General features: G+C 70.5%; 10 protein-coding genes. 6 read left to right on the forward strand and 4 right to left on the reverse strand.

Annotation, left to right across the window (positions count from 1 at the left end; translation table 11 throughout):
• Positions 1-156 precede the first annotated feature (156 nt).
• Positions 157-747: a biotin transporter BioY gene (locus ABZW18_RS01520; RefSeq protein ID WP_356180439.1), complete on the reverse strand. Its 591-nt coding sequence runs from the start codon at positions 745-747 to the stop codon at positions 157-159.
• 449 nt (positions 748-1,196) lie between these two features.
• On the opposite strand from ABZW18_RS01520, the gene ABZW18_RS01525 reads away from it, so the two are divergent.
• Positions 1,197-2,612: an amino acid permease gene (locus ABZW18_RS01525; protein ID WP_356180442.1), complete on the forward strand. Its 1,416-nt coding sequence runs from the start codon at positions 1,197-1,199 to the stop codon at positions 2,610-2,612.
• Between the two features lie 166 nt (positions 2,613-2,778).
• Positions 2,779-3,420, forward strand: a complete 642-nt coding sequence (locus ABZW18_RS01530) for a superoxide dismutase (RefSeq protein ID WP_356180444.1) — start codon at positions 2,779-2,781, stop codon at positions 3,418-3,420.
• Positions 3,421-3,652: 232 nt separating this feature from the next.
• Here the strand turns inward: ABZW18_RS01530 and ABZW18_RS01535 are convergent, their stop codons facing one another.
• The gene (locus ABZW18_RS01535; protein WP_356180447.1) at positions 3,653-4,291 is read right to left on the reverse strand and encodes a DsbA family protein; all 639 of its coding nucleotides are present in this window, start codon (positions 4,289-4,291) and stop codon (positions 3,653-3,655) included.
• Between the two features lie 148 nt (positions 4,292-4,439).
• Here ABZW18_RS01535 and pepN (ABZW18_RS01540) point away from each other — a divergent pair, with 148 nt between their 5' ends.
• Positions 4,440-7,118 (forward strand): aminopeptidase N, encoded by a 2,679-nt coding sequence (pepN, locus tag ABZW18_RS01540; protein WP_356180450.1) that lies wholly within the window; start codon positions 4,440-4,442, stop codon positions 7,116-7,118.
• 169 nt (positions 7,119-7,287) lie between these two features.
• The gene (locus ABZW18_RS01545) at positions 7,288-8,289 is read left to right on the forward strand and encodes a hypothetical protein (RefSeq protein WP_356180452.1); all 1,002 of its coding nucleotides are present in this window, start codon (positions 7,288-7,290) and stop codon (positions 8,287-8,289) included.
• A gap of 70 nt (positions 8,290-8,359) precedes the next feature.
• On the opposite strand, the gene ABZW18_RS01550 is transcribed toward ABZW18_RS01545, so the two are convergent.
• The gene (locus ABZW18_RS01550) at positions 8,360-9,613 is read right to left on the reverse strand and encodes a serine hydrolase domain-containing protein (protein WP_356180455.1); all 1,254 of its coding nucleotides are present in this window, start codon (positions 9,611-9,613) and stop codon (positions 8,360-8,362) included.
• A 145-nt stretch (positions 9,614-9,758) separates the two neighbouring features.
• Positions 9,759-11,519, reverse strand: coding sequence for a TIGR03767 family metallophosphoesterase (locus tag ABZW18_RS01555; RefSeq protein WP_356180457.1), 1,761 nt, complete (start codon positions 11,517-11,519; stop codon positions 9,759-9,761).
• Positions 11,520-12,138: 619 nt separating this feature from the next.
• On the opposite strand from ABZW18_RS01555, the gene ABZW18_RS01560 reads away from it, so the two are divergent.
• Positions 12,139-15,468, forward strand: a complete 3,330-nt coding sequence (locus ABZW18_RS01560) for a S8 family serine peptidase (RefSeq protein WP_356180460.1) — start codon at positions 12,139-12,141, stop codon at positions 15,466-15,468.
• 158 nt (positions 15,469-15,626) lie between these two features.
• Positions 15,627-18,206, forward strand: coding sequence for an aminopeptidase N (pepN, locus tag ABZW18_RS01565; protein ID WP_356180462.1), 2,580 nt, complete (start codon positions 15,627-15,629; stop codon positions 18,204-18,206).
• The last annotated feature ends 34 nt before the right edge of the window (positions 18,207-18,240 follow it).

Consider the following 18,240-nt stretch of genomic DNA (forward strand, 5'->3'; position numbering starts at 1 on the left):
CAAGTGAGAAGGGCCGGAGCCCGCACCCCCGTTCAACGGGTGCGGGGTCCGGCCCTTGCTTTTCGCGTACGGGGAACAGCACGTGCGGGGGAACAGGTCGTACGCGAAGCAGCCGCGTACGGGGAACACCGCGTACGGGAGACGAGCGAGCGCGTGTCAGCCGCGCCTGCCCGCGAGCTTCCAGGCGGCGGGCAGCGCGCCCATCGCGAGAGCGGCCTTGACCGCGTCACCGATCAGGAACGGAACGAGCCCCGCTGCGACCGCCTCACCGAACGAGAGATGCGCGGCGAGCGCCAGATACGGCACGCCGACCGCGTAGATGATGGCCGACCCGAGGACCATCGTGCCCGCGGTGCGCAGTACGCCGCGGTCGCCGCCGCGGCGGGCCAGCGCGCCGACGACGGTGGCGGCGAGCAGCATCCCGAGGACGTAGCCGAAGGAAGGAGAACCGGCGCCGTCCGCGAACCACGGCATCCCTGCCATCCCCGCGAGGGTGTAGAGCGCGAGGGAGAAGAAGCCGCGGCCGGCGCCGAGCGAGGCGCCCACCAGCAGTGCGGCGAAGGTCTGACCCGTGACAGGCACCGGGGAGCCCGGGACCGGGACGGAGAGCTGCGCGGCGAGGCCGGTGAGCGCTGCGCCACCGACGACCAGGGCGGCATCGCGCAGGCGGGCGCGGGTCACGGTGGAGGCCGGCAGCAGGTCGGCGAGGACCGTACCGGGGCGGCTGGTGACGGCGGCAGTGCTCATCAGGGGCTCCGCGGGAGAGGGTTGGACGGGTCAGGGTGACGTTAGCCCAGGAGTCAGCGCCCGATCGCCGTGCGTATGCGACAAAGGCGTGAACAGCTGCTTGGTGAGTTCCGGACAACAGCCGGTCACGGCAAGGGAGTCCCGGCATTGGCCGTTCGGGCAGGTCTCGTGAGCTCGTCACGTGGGGCTGGGTGGCCGGGACATCGCGCGGGACATGACTCTTCGGGCGTGCCGCCGGTCACACGGACTGTGCGGTCCGGCCAAAGCGGCGCGGGCCGTGCGTGGACCGAGGAGAGGCGGATACGCGCGTCCTGACGATGCGACAGCTGCGGAACGTCACGACGGCGTCCGGATACCGGTCGATTGTGGACACGATGTTGCTGTGACCGGTACGTACCTCCACACTGAGGCAGCCCGCCGACGTTCTCACGTACTGGACATATTGCCCCATGAATCGGACATCTGTGTCTTCCGCGCCCGCGCGCGACGAGGCCGACGGGACCCCGGGGAGCGACAGTCCGCTCTCCCACGGTCTCAAGCAGCGCCATCTGTCAATGATCGCCCTCGGTGGCGTGATCGGCGCCGGCCTCTTCATCGGCTCCGGCGCCGGCATCGCGGCAGCCGGACCGTCCATCGTGCTCGCGTACGCGGCCTCCGGCCTGTTGGTCCTGTTCGTGATGCGGATGCTCGGCGAGATGTCGGCGGCCAATCCGGCGTCCGGCTCCTTCTCCGTGCACGCGGAGCGGGCGATCGGACCGTGGGCGGGCTTCACGGCCGGCTGGATGTTCTGGACGCTGCTCTGTGTGGGCATCGCGGCCGAGGCGATCGGCGCGGCCGGAATCATGACCAGCTGGCTGCCCGGCACGGAGTCATGGATGTGGGTCGCCCTGTTCATGGCGCTGTTCTGCGGTACGAACCTGGCCGCGGTGAGCAACTTCGGCGAGTTCGAGTTCTGGTTCGCAGCGCTGAAGATCGCGGCGATCGCGATCTTCCTGGTGCTGGGCACGCTGGCCGTCCTGGGCGTCCTGCCGGGCACGGACGCCCCGGGCGCCACCAACCTCACCGGTGACGGCGGCTTCCTGCCGAATGGGGTGAACGGCCTCGTCGTCGGTCTGCTCGCCTCGGTGTTCGCCTACGGCGGCCTGGAGACGGTGACCATCGCGGCCGCCGAGTCCGAGGACCCGCGCAAGGGCGTCGCGAAGGCCGTACGGACCGCGATGTGGCGGATCGCCCTCTTCTACGTCGGCTCCATGCTGGTGATCGTCACGCTGATCCCGTGGGACGCCAAGTCCGTCGTGTCCGACGGCCCGTACGTCGCCGTGCTCGACTTCCTGGACATTCCGGCGGCCGGGCAGATCATGAACATCGTGGTGCTCGTCGCCCTGCTGTCCGCCATGAACGCCAACATCTACGGCGCCTCGCGCATGGCGTACTCCCTGGTCGCCCGCGGCGAGGGGCCCCGGGTCCTGGGCAAGGTGACCGGCGGCGTCCCGCGCCACGCCGTCCTCGCCTCCTCCGCCTTCGGCTTCTTCGCGGTGCTGCTGAGCTACTGGTGGCCCGAGACGGTCTTCAAGTGGCTGCTGAACATGGTCGGCGCGGCGGTGCTGGTGGTCTGGGGCTTCATCGCCGTGGCGCAGCTGCGGATGCGGCGGCGGCTGGAGCGCGAGGAGCCGGACAAGCTGACGGTGCGGATGTGGGCGTTCCCGTATCTGACGTGGGTGGCGCTGGCGGGCGTGGCCGCGGTGCTGCTGCTGATGCTGCGTGAGGGCGAAACGCGGACACAGCTGTTCTTCACGGCCGGGCTGACGGTGGTGCTGGCCGGCGTCGGGTACGTCCGGCAGCGGTCGAAGTCCCGCACCGGCTGAACGCCTTCACCACGCCGACGAGGCGGGGCGGGTCCTCCATCCGAGGGCCCGCCCCGCCTCGGTCTTTTGACCGGCGTGCCCCCGCCCTGACCTGGCGGTAGATCTTCATGCTGGTAATATGCACTTGCAAGTGAGTTGCAATAAGCGTTGTCGAAGGGCGTTGGGCATGGCCATCTACACACTTCCTGAGCTCCCGTACGACTACTCCGCGCTCGCGCCGGTCATCAGCGGGGAGATCATCGAGCTGCACCACGACAAGCACCACGCGGCGTACGTCAAGGGCGCGAACGACACCCTCGACCAGCTGGAGGAAGCCCGCGCCAAGGACCAGTGGGGCTCGATCAACGGACTCGAGAAGAACCTGGCCTTCCATCTGTCGGGGCACATCCTGCACAGCATCTACTGGCAGAACATGACCGGTGACGGCGGCGGCGAGCCGCTGGAGAAGGACGGCACCGGCGAGCTCGCCGACGCCATCGCGGAGCACTTCGGCTCCTTCGAGCGCTTCAAGGCCCAGCTCTCCAAGGCCTCGGCCACCACCCAGGGCTCCGGCTGGGGCGTGCTGGCGTACGAGCCGCTGAGCGGCCGGCTCATCGTCGAGCAGGTCTACGACCACCAGGGCAACGTCGGCCAGGGCAGCATCCCGATCCTGGTGTTCGACGCCTGGGAGCACGCCTTCTACCTGCAGTACCGCAATCAGAAAGTGGACTTCGTCGAGGCCATGTGGCGGGTCGTCAACTGGCAGGACGTGAACGACCGTTACAAGAGGGCAAAGGAGAAGGCCACCGGGCTGCTCCTCGCCCCCTGAGCCACACTCCTGGTCCCCCGTGCGCCCGGCCCCCTGGGCCTGTGCTCCGGGTCCCCCGGCTTTGGTCTGCGCTCCGGGTCCGGCTCGGCCCTGCGCTCCGGGCCCGACAGGGCCCTGTCTCCCCCAGGAGCCTCCTGCTCGCGTGATCGTCTTCTCAACCTTCACCGGCAGGCGGAAAACGGAAGGCCCCCGCACGTGAGAGTCGCGCGGGGGCCTTCCGGCTCTACGGGCCTCAGTCGAAGACCGGCCCCTGGGTACGGGTGCGCTTGATCTCGTAGAAGCCGGGCGTGGACGCGACGAGCAGCGTGCCGTCCCAGAGCCTGGCCGCGGCCTCGCCCTTCGGGGCCGGGGTGACGACCGGGCCGAAGAACGCCACCCGCCCACCGTCGGCGTCGGGCACCGCGATCACCGGGGTTCCGACGTCCTGGCCCACCAGCTCGATGCCCTCCCGGTGGGAGGCGCGCAGCTCGGTGTCGTACTCGTCCGATCCGGCGAAGTCCGCGAGGTCGGCAGGGAGCCCGGCGTCCTCCAGGGCGGCGACGACGGCCTCGTGGGTGGGGCCCTCGCCGCGGTTGTGGAAGCGGGTGCCCAGGGCGGTGTAGAGCGGGCCGAGCACCTCACTGCCGAACTTCTGCTCGGCCGCTATGGCGACGCGCACCGGGCCCCACGCGGTGGTGGCCAGCATCTCCCGGTACTCCTCCGGGAGCTCGTCGATCTTCGGCTCGTTGAGCACCGCCAGGCTCATCACATGCCAGCGGACCTCGACCGGGCGCACCTTCTCCACTTCGAGCATCCAGCGCGAGGTGATCCACGCCCAGGGGCACAGCGGGTCGAACCAGAAGTCGACGGGGGTCTTCTCGGGTGCGGTCACAGGGTCTCCTCGGGCACGCGTGGTCAGTGGGTCCTCCGGGACAAACACCGGGCGGCACCGTGGCCATTCCCGAATGCCCGCTGTCAGCGCAGCGTGACACTATGGCGATCGTCCCGGATGTGAGACAGGACGAGGCAAAGGAGCCGTCGTGCCCGGTGAGAACCTGACCCGTGACGAGGCCCGCGAGCGGGCCGGGCTGCTGTCCGTGGACGGGTACGAGGTGGCGCTGGACCTGCGCTCGGCGGTCGGAACGGGTGCGGAGGGGGGCGCGGGGACAGGTTCGGGCGCGGGCACCGGCTCAGCGGCGGGCCGCTCCGGCGAGGAGAAGCCGCGCACGTTCCGGTCGACCACCACGATCCGGTTCCGCTGCTCGGAACCGGGCGCCGCCACCTTCGCCGACCTCATCGCGCCGTCCGTGACCTCAGTGGTGCTCAACGGGCGGGAGCTGGACCCGGCGGCCGTGTTCGACGGGGCACGGATCGCGCTCGAGGGGCTCCGCGCGGAGAACGTCCTCACGGTGGACGCGCAGTGCGCGTACAGCCGGACCGGCGAGGGGCTGCACCGGTTCGCCGATCCCGAGGACGGGGAGGTCTACCTCTACACCCAGTACGAGCCGGCCGACGCCCGCCGTGTCTTCGCCAACTTCGAACAGCCGGACCTCAAGGCGCCGTTCACCTTCTCGGTGACCGCGCCCGCCGACTGGACGGTGCTGAGCAACAGCGCGGCCGAGGGCGCGCCGGAAGCCGCCGGGCCGGGGGCGCTGACCTGGCAGTTCGTACCCACGCAGCCCATCTCGACGTACATCACGGCAGTCGTCGCGGGCCCGTACCACTATGTGCGGGACCGCTACAGCCGTACGCTCGCCGACAGTTCGGTTCTGGAGATCCCGCTGGGCGCGCTCTGCCGCAGGTCGCTGGCCAAGCACTTCGACGCGGACGACATCTTCACCGTCACCAAGCAGGGCCTGGACTTCTTCCACGAACACTTCGACTACCCGTACCCGTTCGGGAAGTACGACCAGGCATTCGTGCCGGAGTACAACATCGGCGCGATGGAGAACCCGGGCTGTGTGACCTTCCGGGAGGAGTTCGTCTTCCGCAGCAAGGTCACCCGGACCAGTTACGAGCACCGGGCGAACGTCATCCTGCACGAGATGGCGCACATGTGGTTCGGCGACCTCGTCACCATGGAGTGGTGGGACGACCTGTGGCTGAAGGAGTCGTTCGCCGACTTCATGGGAGCGCTGTCGCTGGTCGAGGCGACCCGCTTCATGGACGGCTGGATCACCTTCGCCAACCGCCGCAAGGCCTGGGCCTACCGCGCCGACCAGCTGCCGTCCACCCACCCGGTCACGGCCGACATCCAGGACCTGGAGGACGCCAAGCTCAACTTCGACGGCATCACGTACGCCAAGGGCGCCTCGGTCCTCAAGCAGCTCGTCGCCTACGTCGGGCGCGACGCGTTCATGGAGGGCGCCCGGCGCTACTTCCGGCGGCACGCCTACGGGAACACCCGGCTGGAGCATCTGCTGGACGTCCTCGAGGAGACCTCGGGCCGCGATATGGCCGAGTGGTCGCAGGCCTGGCTGGAGACCGCGGGCGTCAACTCCCTCACCCCGCAGGCGACCTACGACTCCCGGGGCCGGATCATCCAGCTGGCGGTTCTCCAGGAGGCCCCTGCCTCCCACGCCACACTGCGGCCGCACCGCGTCGCGGTCGGGCTCTACCGCCGGGAGGGCGTCGAGGGCGCGCTGGTGCGGTACGCCAGGGCCGAGGCGGACGTCGCCGGGCCCCGTACGGTCGTGTCCGGGCTGGCCGGGGCCGAGCGGCCCGAGCTGATCCTGGTCAACGACGAGGACCTGACGTACTGCAAGATCCGTTTCGACGAGGTCTCGCTGGACACGCTGCGGAAGCATCTGGGCGATCTGACCGACCCGCTCGCCCGCGCCCTGTGCTGGTCCGCGCTGTGGAACCTCACCCGCGACGGGCTGATGCCCGCCCGCGACTACCTCGGCCTGGTGCAGCGCTTCGCCGGCCAGGAGAGCGACATCGGCGTGCTGCAGATGCTGCACTCCTGGGCCAAGTCGGCGCTGGTGCACTACGCCGCGCCGCAGTGGCGCGAGGAGAGCGGCCGGGAGCTCTCGGTGAGCGCACTGCGGGAGCTGCGGCTCGCGGAACCCGGCAGCGGCCACCAGCTGGCGTGGGCCCGCTTCTTCGCGCAGGTCGCCATCACCCCGGCCGATCTCCAGCTGCTGAGCGGGCTGCTGGACGGTACCGCGAGGATCGACGGCCTGGACGTGGACCAGGAGCTGCGCTGGACGTTCCTGGAGCCGCTCGCCTCGCACGGGGTCGCCGACGCCTCCGTGATCGGCGCCGAGCTGACCCGCGACGACACGGCCTCCGGCAAGCGGCACCAGGTGCGCTGCCTCGCCGCGCGGCCGTCAGCCGAGGTGAAGGCACAGGCGTGGGCCGATGTGGTCGAGTCCGACAAGCTGTCGAACGCGCTGGTCGAGGCGACGATCGCGGGCTTCGTACAGCCGAACCAGCGAGAGCTGCTCGCGCCGTACGCGCCCCGGTACTTCGCCGCGATCGAGCGGGTGTGGCAGGAGCGGTCGATCGAGATCGCCATGGCAATCGTCCGCGGTCTCTTCCCGAGCCTCCAGGATGATCCGCGGACTCTGGAGTCGGCCGAGGCCTGGCTGGACGCGCACACGGACGCGCCCTCGGCGCTGCGCCGGCTGGTCCTCGAGGCCCACGACGACCTCGCGCGGGCTCTGCGCGCACAGGAGTGCGACGCGGGGGCCCACTCGGGGGCGGCTGTCGTGTGACCTCGCCGCCCGAGGAGCTCCGGCAGGCCCGCCACCGGCACTGATGCGCCAATCGGCGGATCCTCGATCGGCGATCGAACTGCCGTACTTTAGGGCGATGATGTCCGGCTTTGTCGACGGGCCTGTAACAGCGGTTAGGAGGCGGACCCGAGGCGGGAATCGGCGGGTCATGAACTACAACACCCCGCTCTCGCCCCTCCCGGTCCGCCACCTCTCCGACGTCCAGCGAAGTATCCTGACGATTCGTCAACTACGCGAGCTGGGCGCCACCGCGGCGGACATCGCCGAGCGCATCCGCCCCGGCGGCTGCTGGCAGCAGCTGCTCCCCGGCGTCTATCTGCTGCACCCGGGCCCGCCCACCAGTGAGGAGCGGCTGCACGCGGCGCTGCTCTACGCCGGACGGCCCGTCGCATCCGGCGGACCGAGCAGCGAGGCAATGATCACCGGGCCCGCGGCGCTCGCCCTGCACCGGCTCTCCTCCGCTCCCCCGCTGCGCTCCCTCGACCGCATCGACGTGCTGGTCCCGCGCAGCCGCCGGCTGCGCTCCTCCGGACTGGTGCACATCGTCCGGGCCCATGAGCTGCCCGAAGCGCTGGAGATCACCGGGGTACCGGTCGTCCCCGTGCCGCGCGCCCTCGCCGACACCGTGGAGCAGCTCTCCGACGCCCCGGCCGTTCGCCGTCTGCTCACCGAGGCCGTACGCGGCGGCCACTGCGAACCGAACTCGGTCGTCAGGGAGTTGACCAGCGCCCGGCTGCTGTCCCGGCCGCATGTGGCCGATGTCGTGGACACACTGCTCGCGGAGGGCCGGGCGATCGCGGAGGGCCGCCTCTACGACATGGTGCGCAGCCACGGCCTGCCCGACCCGGTGTGGAACGTGGAGCTGCGGCTGCCCGGCGGCCCGGACCTCGGCGGCGTCGACGCGTACTGGCCGGACCACTCCGTTGCGCTGGAGATCGATGCCCGCACCCCCCGGCAGGACGAGAACACGGTGTGGTCGGAGGGTGCCCGCAAGCGGGAGCATCTGGAGCGGCTCGGCATCACGGTCGTGCACACCACGCCCCGGAAGCTCGATGAGGCGATGGAGCAGCAGGCGGCCGTGGTCCGTACGGCACTGATGGCCGCGGGTGACCGGGACCCGGCCGCCTATCTCGTAGTGATCCCCAGGTGACGGCTGCCACGTGGCCGTCCCGGATGACGGCCGCCTCGCGGTCGTCCCAGCCGGACAGCCGCGTCAACGGCTACCGCAGCTGCGCCGCTCGGCGCGCCGGGGCTTCGGGCCAGGGCTTCGCTCCGCCCTTCTCCGGGAGCTTGCCGCAGAACTCCGCCTCGAGGACGGCGACGCTGTCGCCCGCCCAGTCGGCGTTGAAGTTGAAGGCGGCGGAGTGCCGCCCGTCCCGGGTGGCACCTGCCATGGAACCCGAGCCGTGGATGCCTCCGCCGTGGCCCCACACCTTCACACCGCAGGACAGCTTCATCGGACTGATCCCCAGCCCGTACGCGTCGAGGCCCGGCTCGCCGGTCGGCACGGTGGTGAGCATCTCCTTCAACTGCCGGTCCGGGAGGAGCCTGCCGCGCAACAGCGAGCTGTAGAAGCGGTTGAGGTCGCCCGCGGAGGAGATCATCTCGCCGGCCGCTCCGGCGAGTGAGGGGTTGAGGTCGGTCACGTCGTGGACCGTGGCGTCCGGGGACTCGTCGTAGAGCTTGGAGTACGCCCGGCCGTGCGGGCCGGGAGGGGTCACGGACGTACCGGGGAGCGTGGTGGAGCGCAGCCCGAGCGGCCGTATGACGCGCCGCTGGATCTCGCCGGCATAGGAGCGGCCGGTGGCCTTCTCCACGATCATCCCGGCGAGGACGTAGTTGGTGTTGGAGTAGCTCCAGCCCGTGCCGGGTTCGAAGGACGGCTGGTGCCGCATCGCGATCCGCACCAGCTGCCTCGGGGTATACGTGTCGTAGCGGTGCTCGAGGAAGCCCTTGCCGAAGACCTTCTCGGTGAATCCGGGGTCCTCGGTGTAGTTGTAGATCCCGCTGGTGTGGTTGAGGAGCCCGCGGATCGTGATCCTGCTGCCGTCGTGGCCGTGTCCGTGGACCACGCCCGGCAGCCACTCTTCGACCGGATCGTCCAGGCTGAGCTTCTTCTCGGCCTCCAGCTGGAGCAGCACGGTGGCGACGAAGCTCTTGGTGATGCTGCCGATCCGGAAGCGGTCCTGCGGCAGTCGGGGGCGCTGGGTGCCGAGGTCGGCGACCCCTGAGGAGCCGGACCAGACACCGTCCGGGTCCTGGGCCCGGCCCAGCACGCCGGGGACACCGGCCTTCACATCGGCGTCCATGGCGGCCTGGGTTGCCGTATGGCCTCCGGAACCGCCCTGGCCGGGGCCCTGGCCGGGGCCCTGGCCGGTGGTAGCGGCTGCCGCCGGACCGGCGAGCGCGGTGCCTGCCACAGCGGCGGCGACCGCGACTCCCACGACCCTGCCTCGAACAGTACGTACCGACATGAATCCGTCCCTCCGCTGGCGCCGATGGCGGTGCTTCGTGAGAGACAGGACTCCAGCACCCGCCGCCACGTTGCTTCGACGCGTCCGGAGGGGACAGTAATCGGCCACCGGAGGGCGGCCGTCCGGGACACCGGCCGGACAGGGCTCAGCGGCGCTTCAGGAGCAGTTCGGTGTTGCGGTCGCCCGGTTCGCCCGCCAGAGCGCTGCGCGCGCCCGGGGCGTTGAAGGACAGCTCGCGGTAGAGCGCGGCCAGCCCGGTCTGGGAGAGGTCGGCGAAATCCGTACGGTGCGGAGCGGCCGACTCGACGAGTGTGGTGAACAGGGACAGCGTGCCGTCGCGGTTGTCCACCAGCTCGATGACGCGGGCGAGTTGGGGGAAGTCGATGTGGGAGGCGGTGGAGATCTCCCAGAAGGTGCCGTGCGGGGTGATGTCGTTCTTGTGGCTGTGGCCGTTGATCCAGGCCAGCACATTGGAGTGCCGCTCGAGCAGCGCGACCAGCTCGTCACCGCCGTGCCGCTTCTCCGTCGGACGGGCCGGGTCGGGCCGCAGGTTGGCCATCGACTTGCTGGTGTGGTGGCTGAAGACGAGGACGTGGCTGTCCTTGTGCGCCGCGAGGGTGCGCTCCAGCCAGCGGAGCTGGGCCGCGCCGAGCGAACCCTGGTAGTGGCCGCCGGAGTTCGTCGTGTCGAGGCTGATGCCGAGCACGTCGTCGGAGATCCGGAAGGAGTAGTGGAGACGGTTCGCTGCGAGGTCGGCGGCGGAGTAGCCGTGGCCGACGGGGCCCGCGCCCGTGTACTTGGGGTCGAGATGGGCCTTGAGGTACTCGCGCGGGGTGAAGGGCGCGCGGCCCGGGTCGGGGGTCACGCTGCGCATCTTGCGGGTGCGGGTGCGCAGCAGCTCCTCGTAGCGCTTGCCCTTCGGGTCCTGGCCCTTCTCGACCGCGTCCCAGAGGGCTGCGGCCTCCCCTGCGGGAAGGGTCTCCAGCTTGCGTCCGCCCACGGCGAAGTCGGCGAAGAAGCTCTTGCCGGGCGCGTAGCAGCCGCCGGGCAGACCGTCGTGGTTGCCGACGGTGGAGTACCAGGGCATCCGCAGCCCGGGGCTGTTGACCGTACGGATCGCCGCGTCCAGGAAGCCGTCGAGCCGCGGGAAGCCGAGCTGCTTGTCGGCGTCGCGGATCTCCTCGTCCGGCTGCCAGTAGAGCTTCAGACCGCTGTTCTGGACTCCCTCGTAGTGCCGCCGATCGCCCGTGTTGGGGGTGATCCGGCCGCCGCTCATCGCGGTGAGGAACCAGTCCAGCTCCGACTTGGCGTTGTTGTCGGTGTTGTCGCCGGTGGTCATGACGAAGGCCAGCGGGGAGCCGGTGACGGGGCCGCCGCGCAGTCCGTTGACCCGCTCGACCAGCGAGACGGCGCCGGCCACCGAGAGCGCCTCCTGCGGGCGGAAGGAGCTGATCAGCTCGGAGCGCAGGAACTCGGCGCGCAGCGGGTGCTGGACGTCGACCACGTGGAGGTCGGTGAACTGTACGAACGAGGCGAGGGTGGTGCGGCGGTCCTCCCGGCCTCCCTTGGCCGCCGCCAGCTCGGGGCGTACGACGCGGGGCCAGCCGGGTCCGTCGCCGAGCCGCCGGTAGCCGCCGGAACCGCGCGGGGTCGCGACGTCGAGGAGCGTGGTGCCGGTCTTCGACGGACCGACGGAGGGGGCGGTTCCGGGGTCGGCCGGAGCGCCGGGCGCCGGGCGTACGGCTCGCCGCGCCGCCAGGCGGCCGGTGGCGGGCGGCGTCGCCGCGGCAGATCCTGTGCCGGGGCCGATGGCCAGCCCGAGCCCTGCGGAGGCCGCTATCGCGCCCGCGGTGGCGAGCAGCGAACGGCGGTCGAGAGCGGAGACGACGGACCTGGTCCGGGACATGCGCGATCTCCCCGAGTGCGTGGGCGCGGGGGGTTCCCCGCTTCACTGGGGATGTTTGGCACCAGGGGTGGCCTGCGCTTTAACGACGACGAAACGACGGACGCCGATCACGGCACATGGATCATTCACGGCCGCTCGCGCCATCAACCGCTCGTGTGGTGGAGGGACAGCGCTCACCGCATGTTCATCCGGCGGGGTAGGGCCTCTCTTCACACGCCTGCGCGCGCCGGGTGTCCCGGGGGGCGGGCGGCGCCGCCGGGCGGGGGCCGCGACCCCGGTGGTCGTGCGGCGCGGCCAGGTGTCCGGAACGGCACCGGCAGCCGGTGTTCCCCCACGCCGCGGCCGCGACTCGGGGAGCACTCCCATCAGCCGGGACCCGTCGGTGAACACCGCCTCGCCCCCGCGTCGCCACTGCGCCCGTACGCCCGACGACCCCGCGTGACCACTGCTGCGGCAACTTGACAGCTTTGGACCATCTTTGGGCCCGATGGCGGTTGGCGGAAATGTGCCACGACTGTATTGCCCTTCGGGCAACTCTCCCCAAAACCCTGTCACTTACATAACAGTGAGCGGTCATCCGGTTCCGAATTCCGGACCAATTTCTGAACCAAGGATGCCGATGCCTTCATCTTCGATACCCGAGCCCGCCTCACCCGGGCACAGACGCACGGTACGTATCGCCCTCGCCGCCGGCCTGGTGGCCGCGCTCGCCGGCGCGGGACCGCTCCCCGCCCTCGCCGCGGACGGCGACCCCGCCCCGGCCCCGGTCAAGTCCGTCCAGGGCAAGCTCGGTTCGGCGGACGCGGAGCTGCTCGCCGAGGCCAGGGCCGACGGCGACAGACACGTCACGATGATGATCGTCACCGCGCCGGGCGCGACCGAGCAGGTCGCCGGGGCGCTGGACGCGGTCAAGGGCGCCTCCGTGGGCCGTACGTACGACAAGCTCGGCTATGTCCGCGCCACCGTGCCCACCGGGCGGGCCGACACGGCGATCGAGAAGGCCCAGAAGCTGAGTTCGGTGCACGGCATCGATCTGCGCCAGGAGATCGAGCTGCCGGACCCGACGCCCAAGGCCGACCGGGCCAAGGGCGCCGAGGCGGGGGGGCAGGGCTCGTACCCGGCCCCCGACAGGACGACCCCGGCGAAGAACCCGTACCAGCCCGCGTTCGAGACGGGCGCCGTCGACTTCGTGAAGGACCACCCCAAGGCCGACGGCCGGGGCATCACCATCGGCATCCTCGACTCGGGCGTGGACCTGGGCCACCCCGCGCTGCAGAAGACCACCACCGGCGAACGCAAGATCACCGACTGGGTGACGGCGACCGACCCGCTGGTGGACCAGGACGGCACCTGGCGCGCGATGATCAACCCGGTCAGCGGGCCGACCTTCACCTTCGGCGGCCGTACCTGGACCGCGCCCGCGGGCTCGTACCAGGTCAGCCGGTTCTCGGAGTCCGCCACCAGCGGCGGTGACATGGCCGGCGACCTCAACCGGGACGGCGACACCACGGACCGCTGGGGCGTTCTCTACGACCCCGCCGCCGGAACCGTCCGCGTCGACCTCGACGACGACGGCGACTTCGGCAACGACGAGGTCATGAAGCCGTACAAGGACGGCTACCGGATCGGGTACTTCGGCAAGGACAACCCGGACACGGCGGTCGCCGAGCGGATCCCCTTCGTGGTCGAGATCCGCAAGGACGTGCCCATGGACCCGCTGGGCGGTGACTGGTCCGGGAAGAAGGCCGACTTCGTCAACATCGGCGTCATCGAGTCCGAGCACGGCACCCATGTCGCGGGCATCACCGCCGCGAAGAGCCTCTTCGGCGGGAAGATGAGCGGCGCCGCGCCCGGCGCCAAGATCGTCTCCTCCCGCGCCTGCACCTGGACCGGCGGCTGCACCAACGTCGCGCTCACCGAAGGCATGATCGACCTCGTCGTCAACCGCGGCGTCGACATCGTCAATATGTCGATCGGCGGTCTGCCCGCGCTCAACGACGGCAACAACGCCCGCTCCGAGCTCTACACCCGGCTCATCGACACCTACGGCGTCCAGCTCGTCATCTCGGCCGGCAACAGCGGCCCGGGCGCCAACACCATCGGTGACCCCGGCCTCGCCGACAAGGTGCTCAGCGTCGGCGCGACCGTCTCCAAGGACACCTGGGCCGCGAACTACGGCTCCCAGGTGAAGCGGAAGTACTCGATGATGCCGTTCTCCTCCCGCGGTCCGCGCGAGGACGGCGGTTTCACCCCGACGATCTCCGCCCCCGGTGCGTCGGTCAACACCATCCAGACCTGGGTGGCCGGCCAGCCGGTCGCCGAGGCGGGCTATGAACTCCCGCCCGGCTACGGCATGCTCCAGGGCACCTCGATGGCCTCCCCGCAGGCCGCCGGCGCCTCCGCCCTGCTGCTCTCCGCCGCGAAGCAGAAGAAGATCGAGCTGTCCCCGCTGAAGCTGCGCACCGCGCTCACCGGCACCGCCGACCGGATCCCCGGCTTCCAGGCCTACGAGCAGGGCTCGGGCCTGATGAACATCGAGGACGCGTGGGACGCGATCCGCGACGGTGCGACCGCCCACGAGTACACGGTCAAGGCGCCGGTGCGGACCGCGCTCTCGGACAAGCTCAGGACGCCGGGCTCCGGCACGGGCATCTACGACCGCGAGGGCGGGCTCAAGGCCGGGCAGTCCAGGACGTACAACGTCACCGTCACCCGGACCACCGGCCCGGACCGCCCCGTCCGCCACGCCGTGAAGTGGCAGAACAACGACGGCACGTTCCGGCTGGCGCCCGCCGCGCAGCGGCAAATGTCACAGCACGACGAGATCGACCTGCCGCTGAACAAGCCGGTCACCGTGCAGGTCGCCGCCAAACCGCGGACCGCCGGATTCCACAGCGCGGTCCTGACGCTCGACGACGACAGCACCAAGGGCATCGACAAGCAGATCCTCAGCAGCGTTGTGGTCGCAAAGCCGCTGGCCAAGCCGTCGTACGCGGTCAAGTCGGCCGGGTCGGTGCAGCGCAACGGCACCACGTCGTACTTCGTGACGGTGCCCGAGGGCGCCAAGTCGCTCGAGGTCGCGATGAGCGGCCTCAAGGCCGGCAGCCAGACCCGGTTCATCGCGATCAACCCGTACGGCCTGCCGGTCGACCCGACCTCCACGCCGAACTGCTACCCGAACTACGAGAACCCGGCGAACACCTGCCGCCCCGATCTACGCTCCTACACCGACCCGATCCCCGGCGTCTGGGAGCTGGAGGTCGAGTCGCGGCGCACCTCACCGCTGCTGGACAACCCGTTCACGGTGACGGCGACCGCGCTCGGCACCACCTTCGACCCAGAGGTGCAGACCATCGCCGAGGCGAAGGTCGGCACACCGGCGCCGGTCGAGTGGAAAGTGACGAACGGCTTCGCGGCGGTCGACGGGAAGCCGCGGGGCGGCGAGCTGGGCTCCGCCAAGAAGGCCCGCCCCTCGATCAAGGACGCCGAGTCGCAGGAGACCACGGTCGTCCTCGGCGAGGGCGTCTCGCGGCTCGACGTGGCGATCGGTTCGACCTCGGACGCCAAGGCCGACCTGGACCTGAGCGTCTCGCTGAACGGCGTGGTCGTCGGGTCGGCGGCGGACGGCGACTCGGAGGAGGCCGTCAGCCTGGTCAAGCCCAAGGCCGGTACGTACACGATCACCGTGGACGGCTACTCGGTGCCCGCGGGGACGACCGAGTACGACTACGCGGACATCTACTTCGCGCCGTCGCTGGGTGAGGTGAAGGTGGACGGATCGAAGGCCGTGAAGCTGGCCAACGGCGCGTCCGCCCAGGTCGGCGCCCAGATCGTGGTGGCGGGAGCGGCGCCGGAGGGACGCGAGTTCTCCGGCACCGTCAGCCTGCTCAACGCGGCCGGCACGGTCACGGGCAGCGGCAGCGTCCGGATCGAGAAGGTCACCCCGTAACCGCCCGGAGGTGAATACGGCGGATGGGGCGGGGGCTCGTAGGAGCCGCCGCCCCATCCCCGTGGAGGCTGCCACACGTCTTTTTCCGGTCGGAAACGGACGTCGCCCCTGGGGCGTGGAAGGATGGCCGGAAAGTCCGAATGCAAGGAGATGACTGCGTGCCTGGTACGAATCTGACCCGCGAAGAGGCGCAGCAGCGGGCACGTCTGCTCACCGTGAGCTCCTACGAGGTCGAGCTCGACCTCTCCGGCGCGCAGGAGGGCGGTACGTACCGGTCGGTGACCACAGTGCGCTTCGACTCCGCCGAGGCGGGGGCGGAGACCTTCATCGACCTCGTGGCGCCGACCGTCCACGAAGTGCTGCTCAACGGCGCCTCGCTCGACCCGGCCGGGGCCTTCAAGGACTCACGGATCGCGCTGCCGTCGCTGGAGGCGGGACCCAACGAGCTCAAGGTCGTCGCCGACTGCGCCTACACCAACACCGGTGAGGGCCTGCACCGCTTCGTCGACCCCGTCGACCAGCAGGCCTACCTCTACACCCAGTTCGAGGTGCCGGACGCGCGGCGGGTGTTCGCCAGCTTCGAGCAGCCGGATCTGAAAGCGACCTTCCAGTTCACCGTGAAGGCCCCCGAGAGCTGGACGGTCATCTCCAACTCCCCGACGCCGGAGCCGGCGGACAACGTCTGGCGCTTCGAGCCGACGCCGCGCATCTCCACGTACATCACGGCGCTGATCGCCGGCCCGTACCACAGCGTGCACAGCAGCTGGGAGAGCGACGGGCGCAGCGTCCCGCTGGGCATCTACTGCCGTCCGTCGCTGGCCGAGCACCTCGACTCGGACGCGATCTTCGCGGTGACGCGGCAGGGCTTCGACTGGTTCGAGGAGAAGTTCGACTACGCCTACCCGTTCGCGAAGTACGACCAGCTGTTCGTGCCGGAGTTCAACGCAGGCGCCATGGAGAACGCGGGCGCGGTGACCTTCCGCGACCAGTACGTCTTCCGCTCGAAGGTGACGGACGCCGCGTACGAGCGGCGGGCCGAGACCATCCTCCACGAGCTGGCCCACATGTGGTTCGGCGACCTGGTGACGATGGAGTGGTGGAACGACCTGTGGCTGAACGAGTCGTTCGCCACCTACACCTCGGTCGCGTGCCAGGCGTACGCGCCCGGCAGCAAGTGGCCGCACTCCTGGACCACCTTCGCGAACTCCATGAAGACGTGGGCGTACCGGCAGGACCAGCTGCCCTCCACCCATCCGATCATGGCCGAGATCAACGACCTCGACGATGTGCTCGTCAACTTCGACGGCATCACGTACGCCAAGGGCGCGTCGGTGCTCAAGCAGCTCGTCGCGTACGTCGGCATGGACGAGTTCTTCAGCGGTGTGCAGACCTACTTCAAGCGGCACGCCTTCGGGAACACCCGGCTGACGGATCTGCTGAACGCTCTGGAGGAGACCTCCGGGCGTGATCTGAAGACCTGGTCCACGGCGTGGCTGGAGACCGCGGGCATCAACATCCTGAGGCCGGACGTCGAGGTGGACGCCTCCGGTGTCGTCACCGCCTTCGCGGTGCGGCAGGAGGCCCCGGCGCTGCCCGCCGGCGCCAAGGGGGCGCCCACGCTGCGGCCGCACCGGATCGCCATCGGGTCGTACGACCTGGGCGACGACGGCAAGCTGGTCCGTACCGGCCGGGTGGAGCTGGATGTCGACGACGCGCTGACCGAGGTCCCGGAGCTGGTGGGCAAGGCGCGTCCGGCGGTGTTCCTGCTCAACGACGACGACCTGTCCTACGCGAAGGTCCGGCTCGACGCCGACTCCCTGGCGACCGTCACCCAGCATCTGGGCGACTTCGAGGCGTCACTGCCGCGCGCGCTGTGCTGGGCCTCGGCCTGGGACATGACGCGCGACGGCGAGCTGGCCGCGCGCGACTACCTCGAGCTGGTGCTGTCGGGGATCGCGAAGGAGTCGGACATCGGTGTGGTCCAGTCGCTGCACCGCCAGGTGAAGCTGGCACTGGACCTCTACGCCGACCCGGGCTGGCGCGACAGCGGCCTGGCGAAGTGGACCGAGGCGACGCTGGAGCAGCTGCGCGCGGCACGGCCGGGCAGCGACCACCAGCTCGCGTGGGCACGGGCGTTCGCGGCCACCGCCCGTACGGACGCGCAGCTCGACCTGCTGTCCGGGCTGCTGGAGGGCTCGGAGACGATCGACGGGCTGGCCGTCGACACGGAGCTGCGCTGGACTCTGATCGAGCGGCTCGCGGCGACGGGCAGGGCGGACGAGACGGCCATCGCGGCGGAGCTGGAGCGCGACAAGACCTCGGCGGGCGAGCGCCACGCGGCCACCGCCCGGGCGGCCCGCCCCACGGCCGAGGCGAAGGCGGAGGCCTGGGCGTCGGTCGTGGAGAGCGACAAACTGCCGAACGCCGTGCAGGAGGCGGTCATCGCCGGGTTCGTCCAGACCGACCAGCGCGAGCTGCTGGCCCCGTACACCGCGAAGTACTTCGCCGCGGTGAAGGACGCCTGGGACTCGCGCAGCCACGAGATGGCGCAGCAGATCGCGATCGGCCTGTACCCGGTGATTCAGGTCTCGCAGGAGACGCTGGACGCGACGGACGCCTGGCTGGCCTCGGCCGAGCCGTCGGCGGCGCTGCGCCGGCTGGTGACGGAGTCGCGGTCGGGCGTGGAGCGCGCCCTGAAGGCCCAGGCGGCGGACGCGGCGGCGGCCGACCAGCCCTGACGGCTGGTGATCCGGCGGCCTGGGCGTCGGCTTA

The organism is Streptomyces sp. NPDC004647, from assembly GCF_040609575.1.
In the GTDB taxonomy this organism is placed as follows: Bacteria; Actinomycetota; Actinomycetes; order Streptomycetales; family Streptomycetaceae; genus Streptomyces.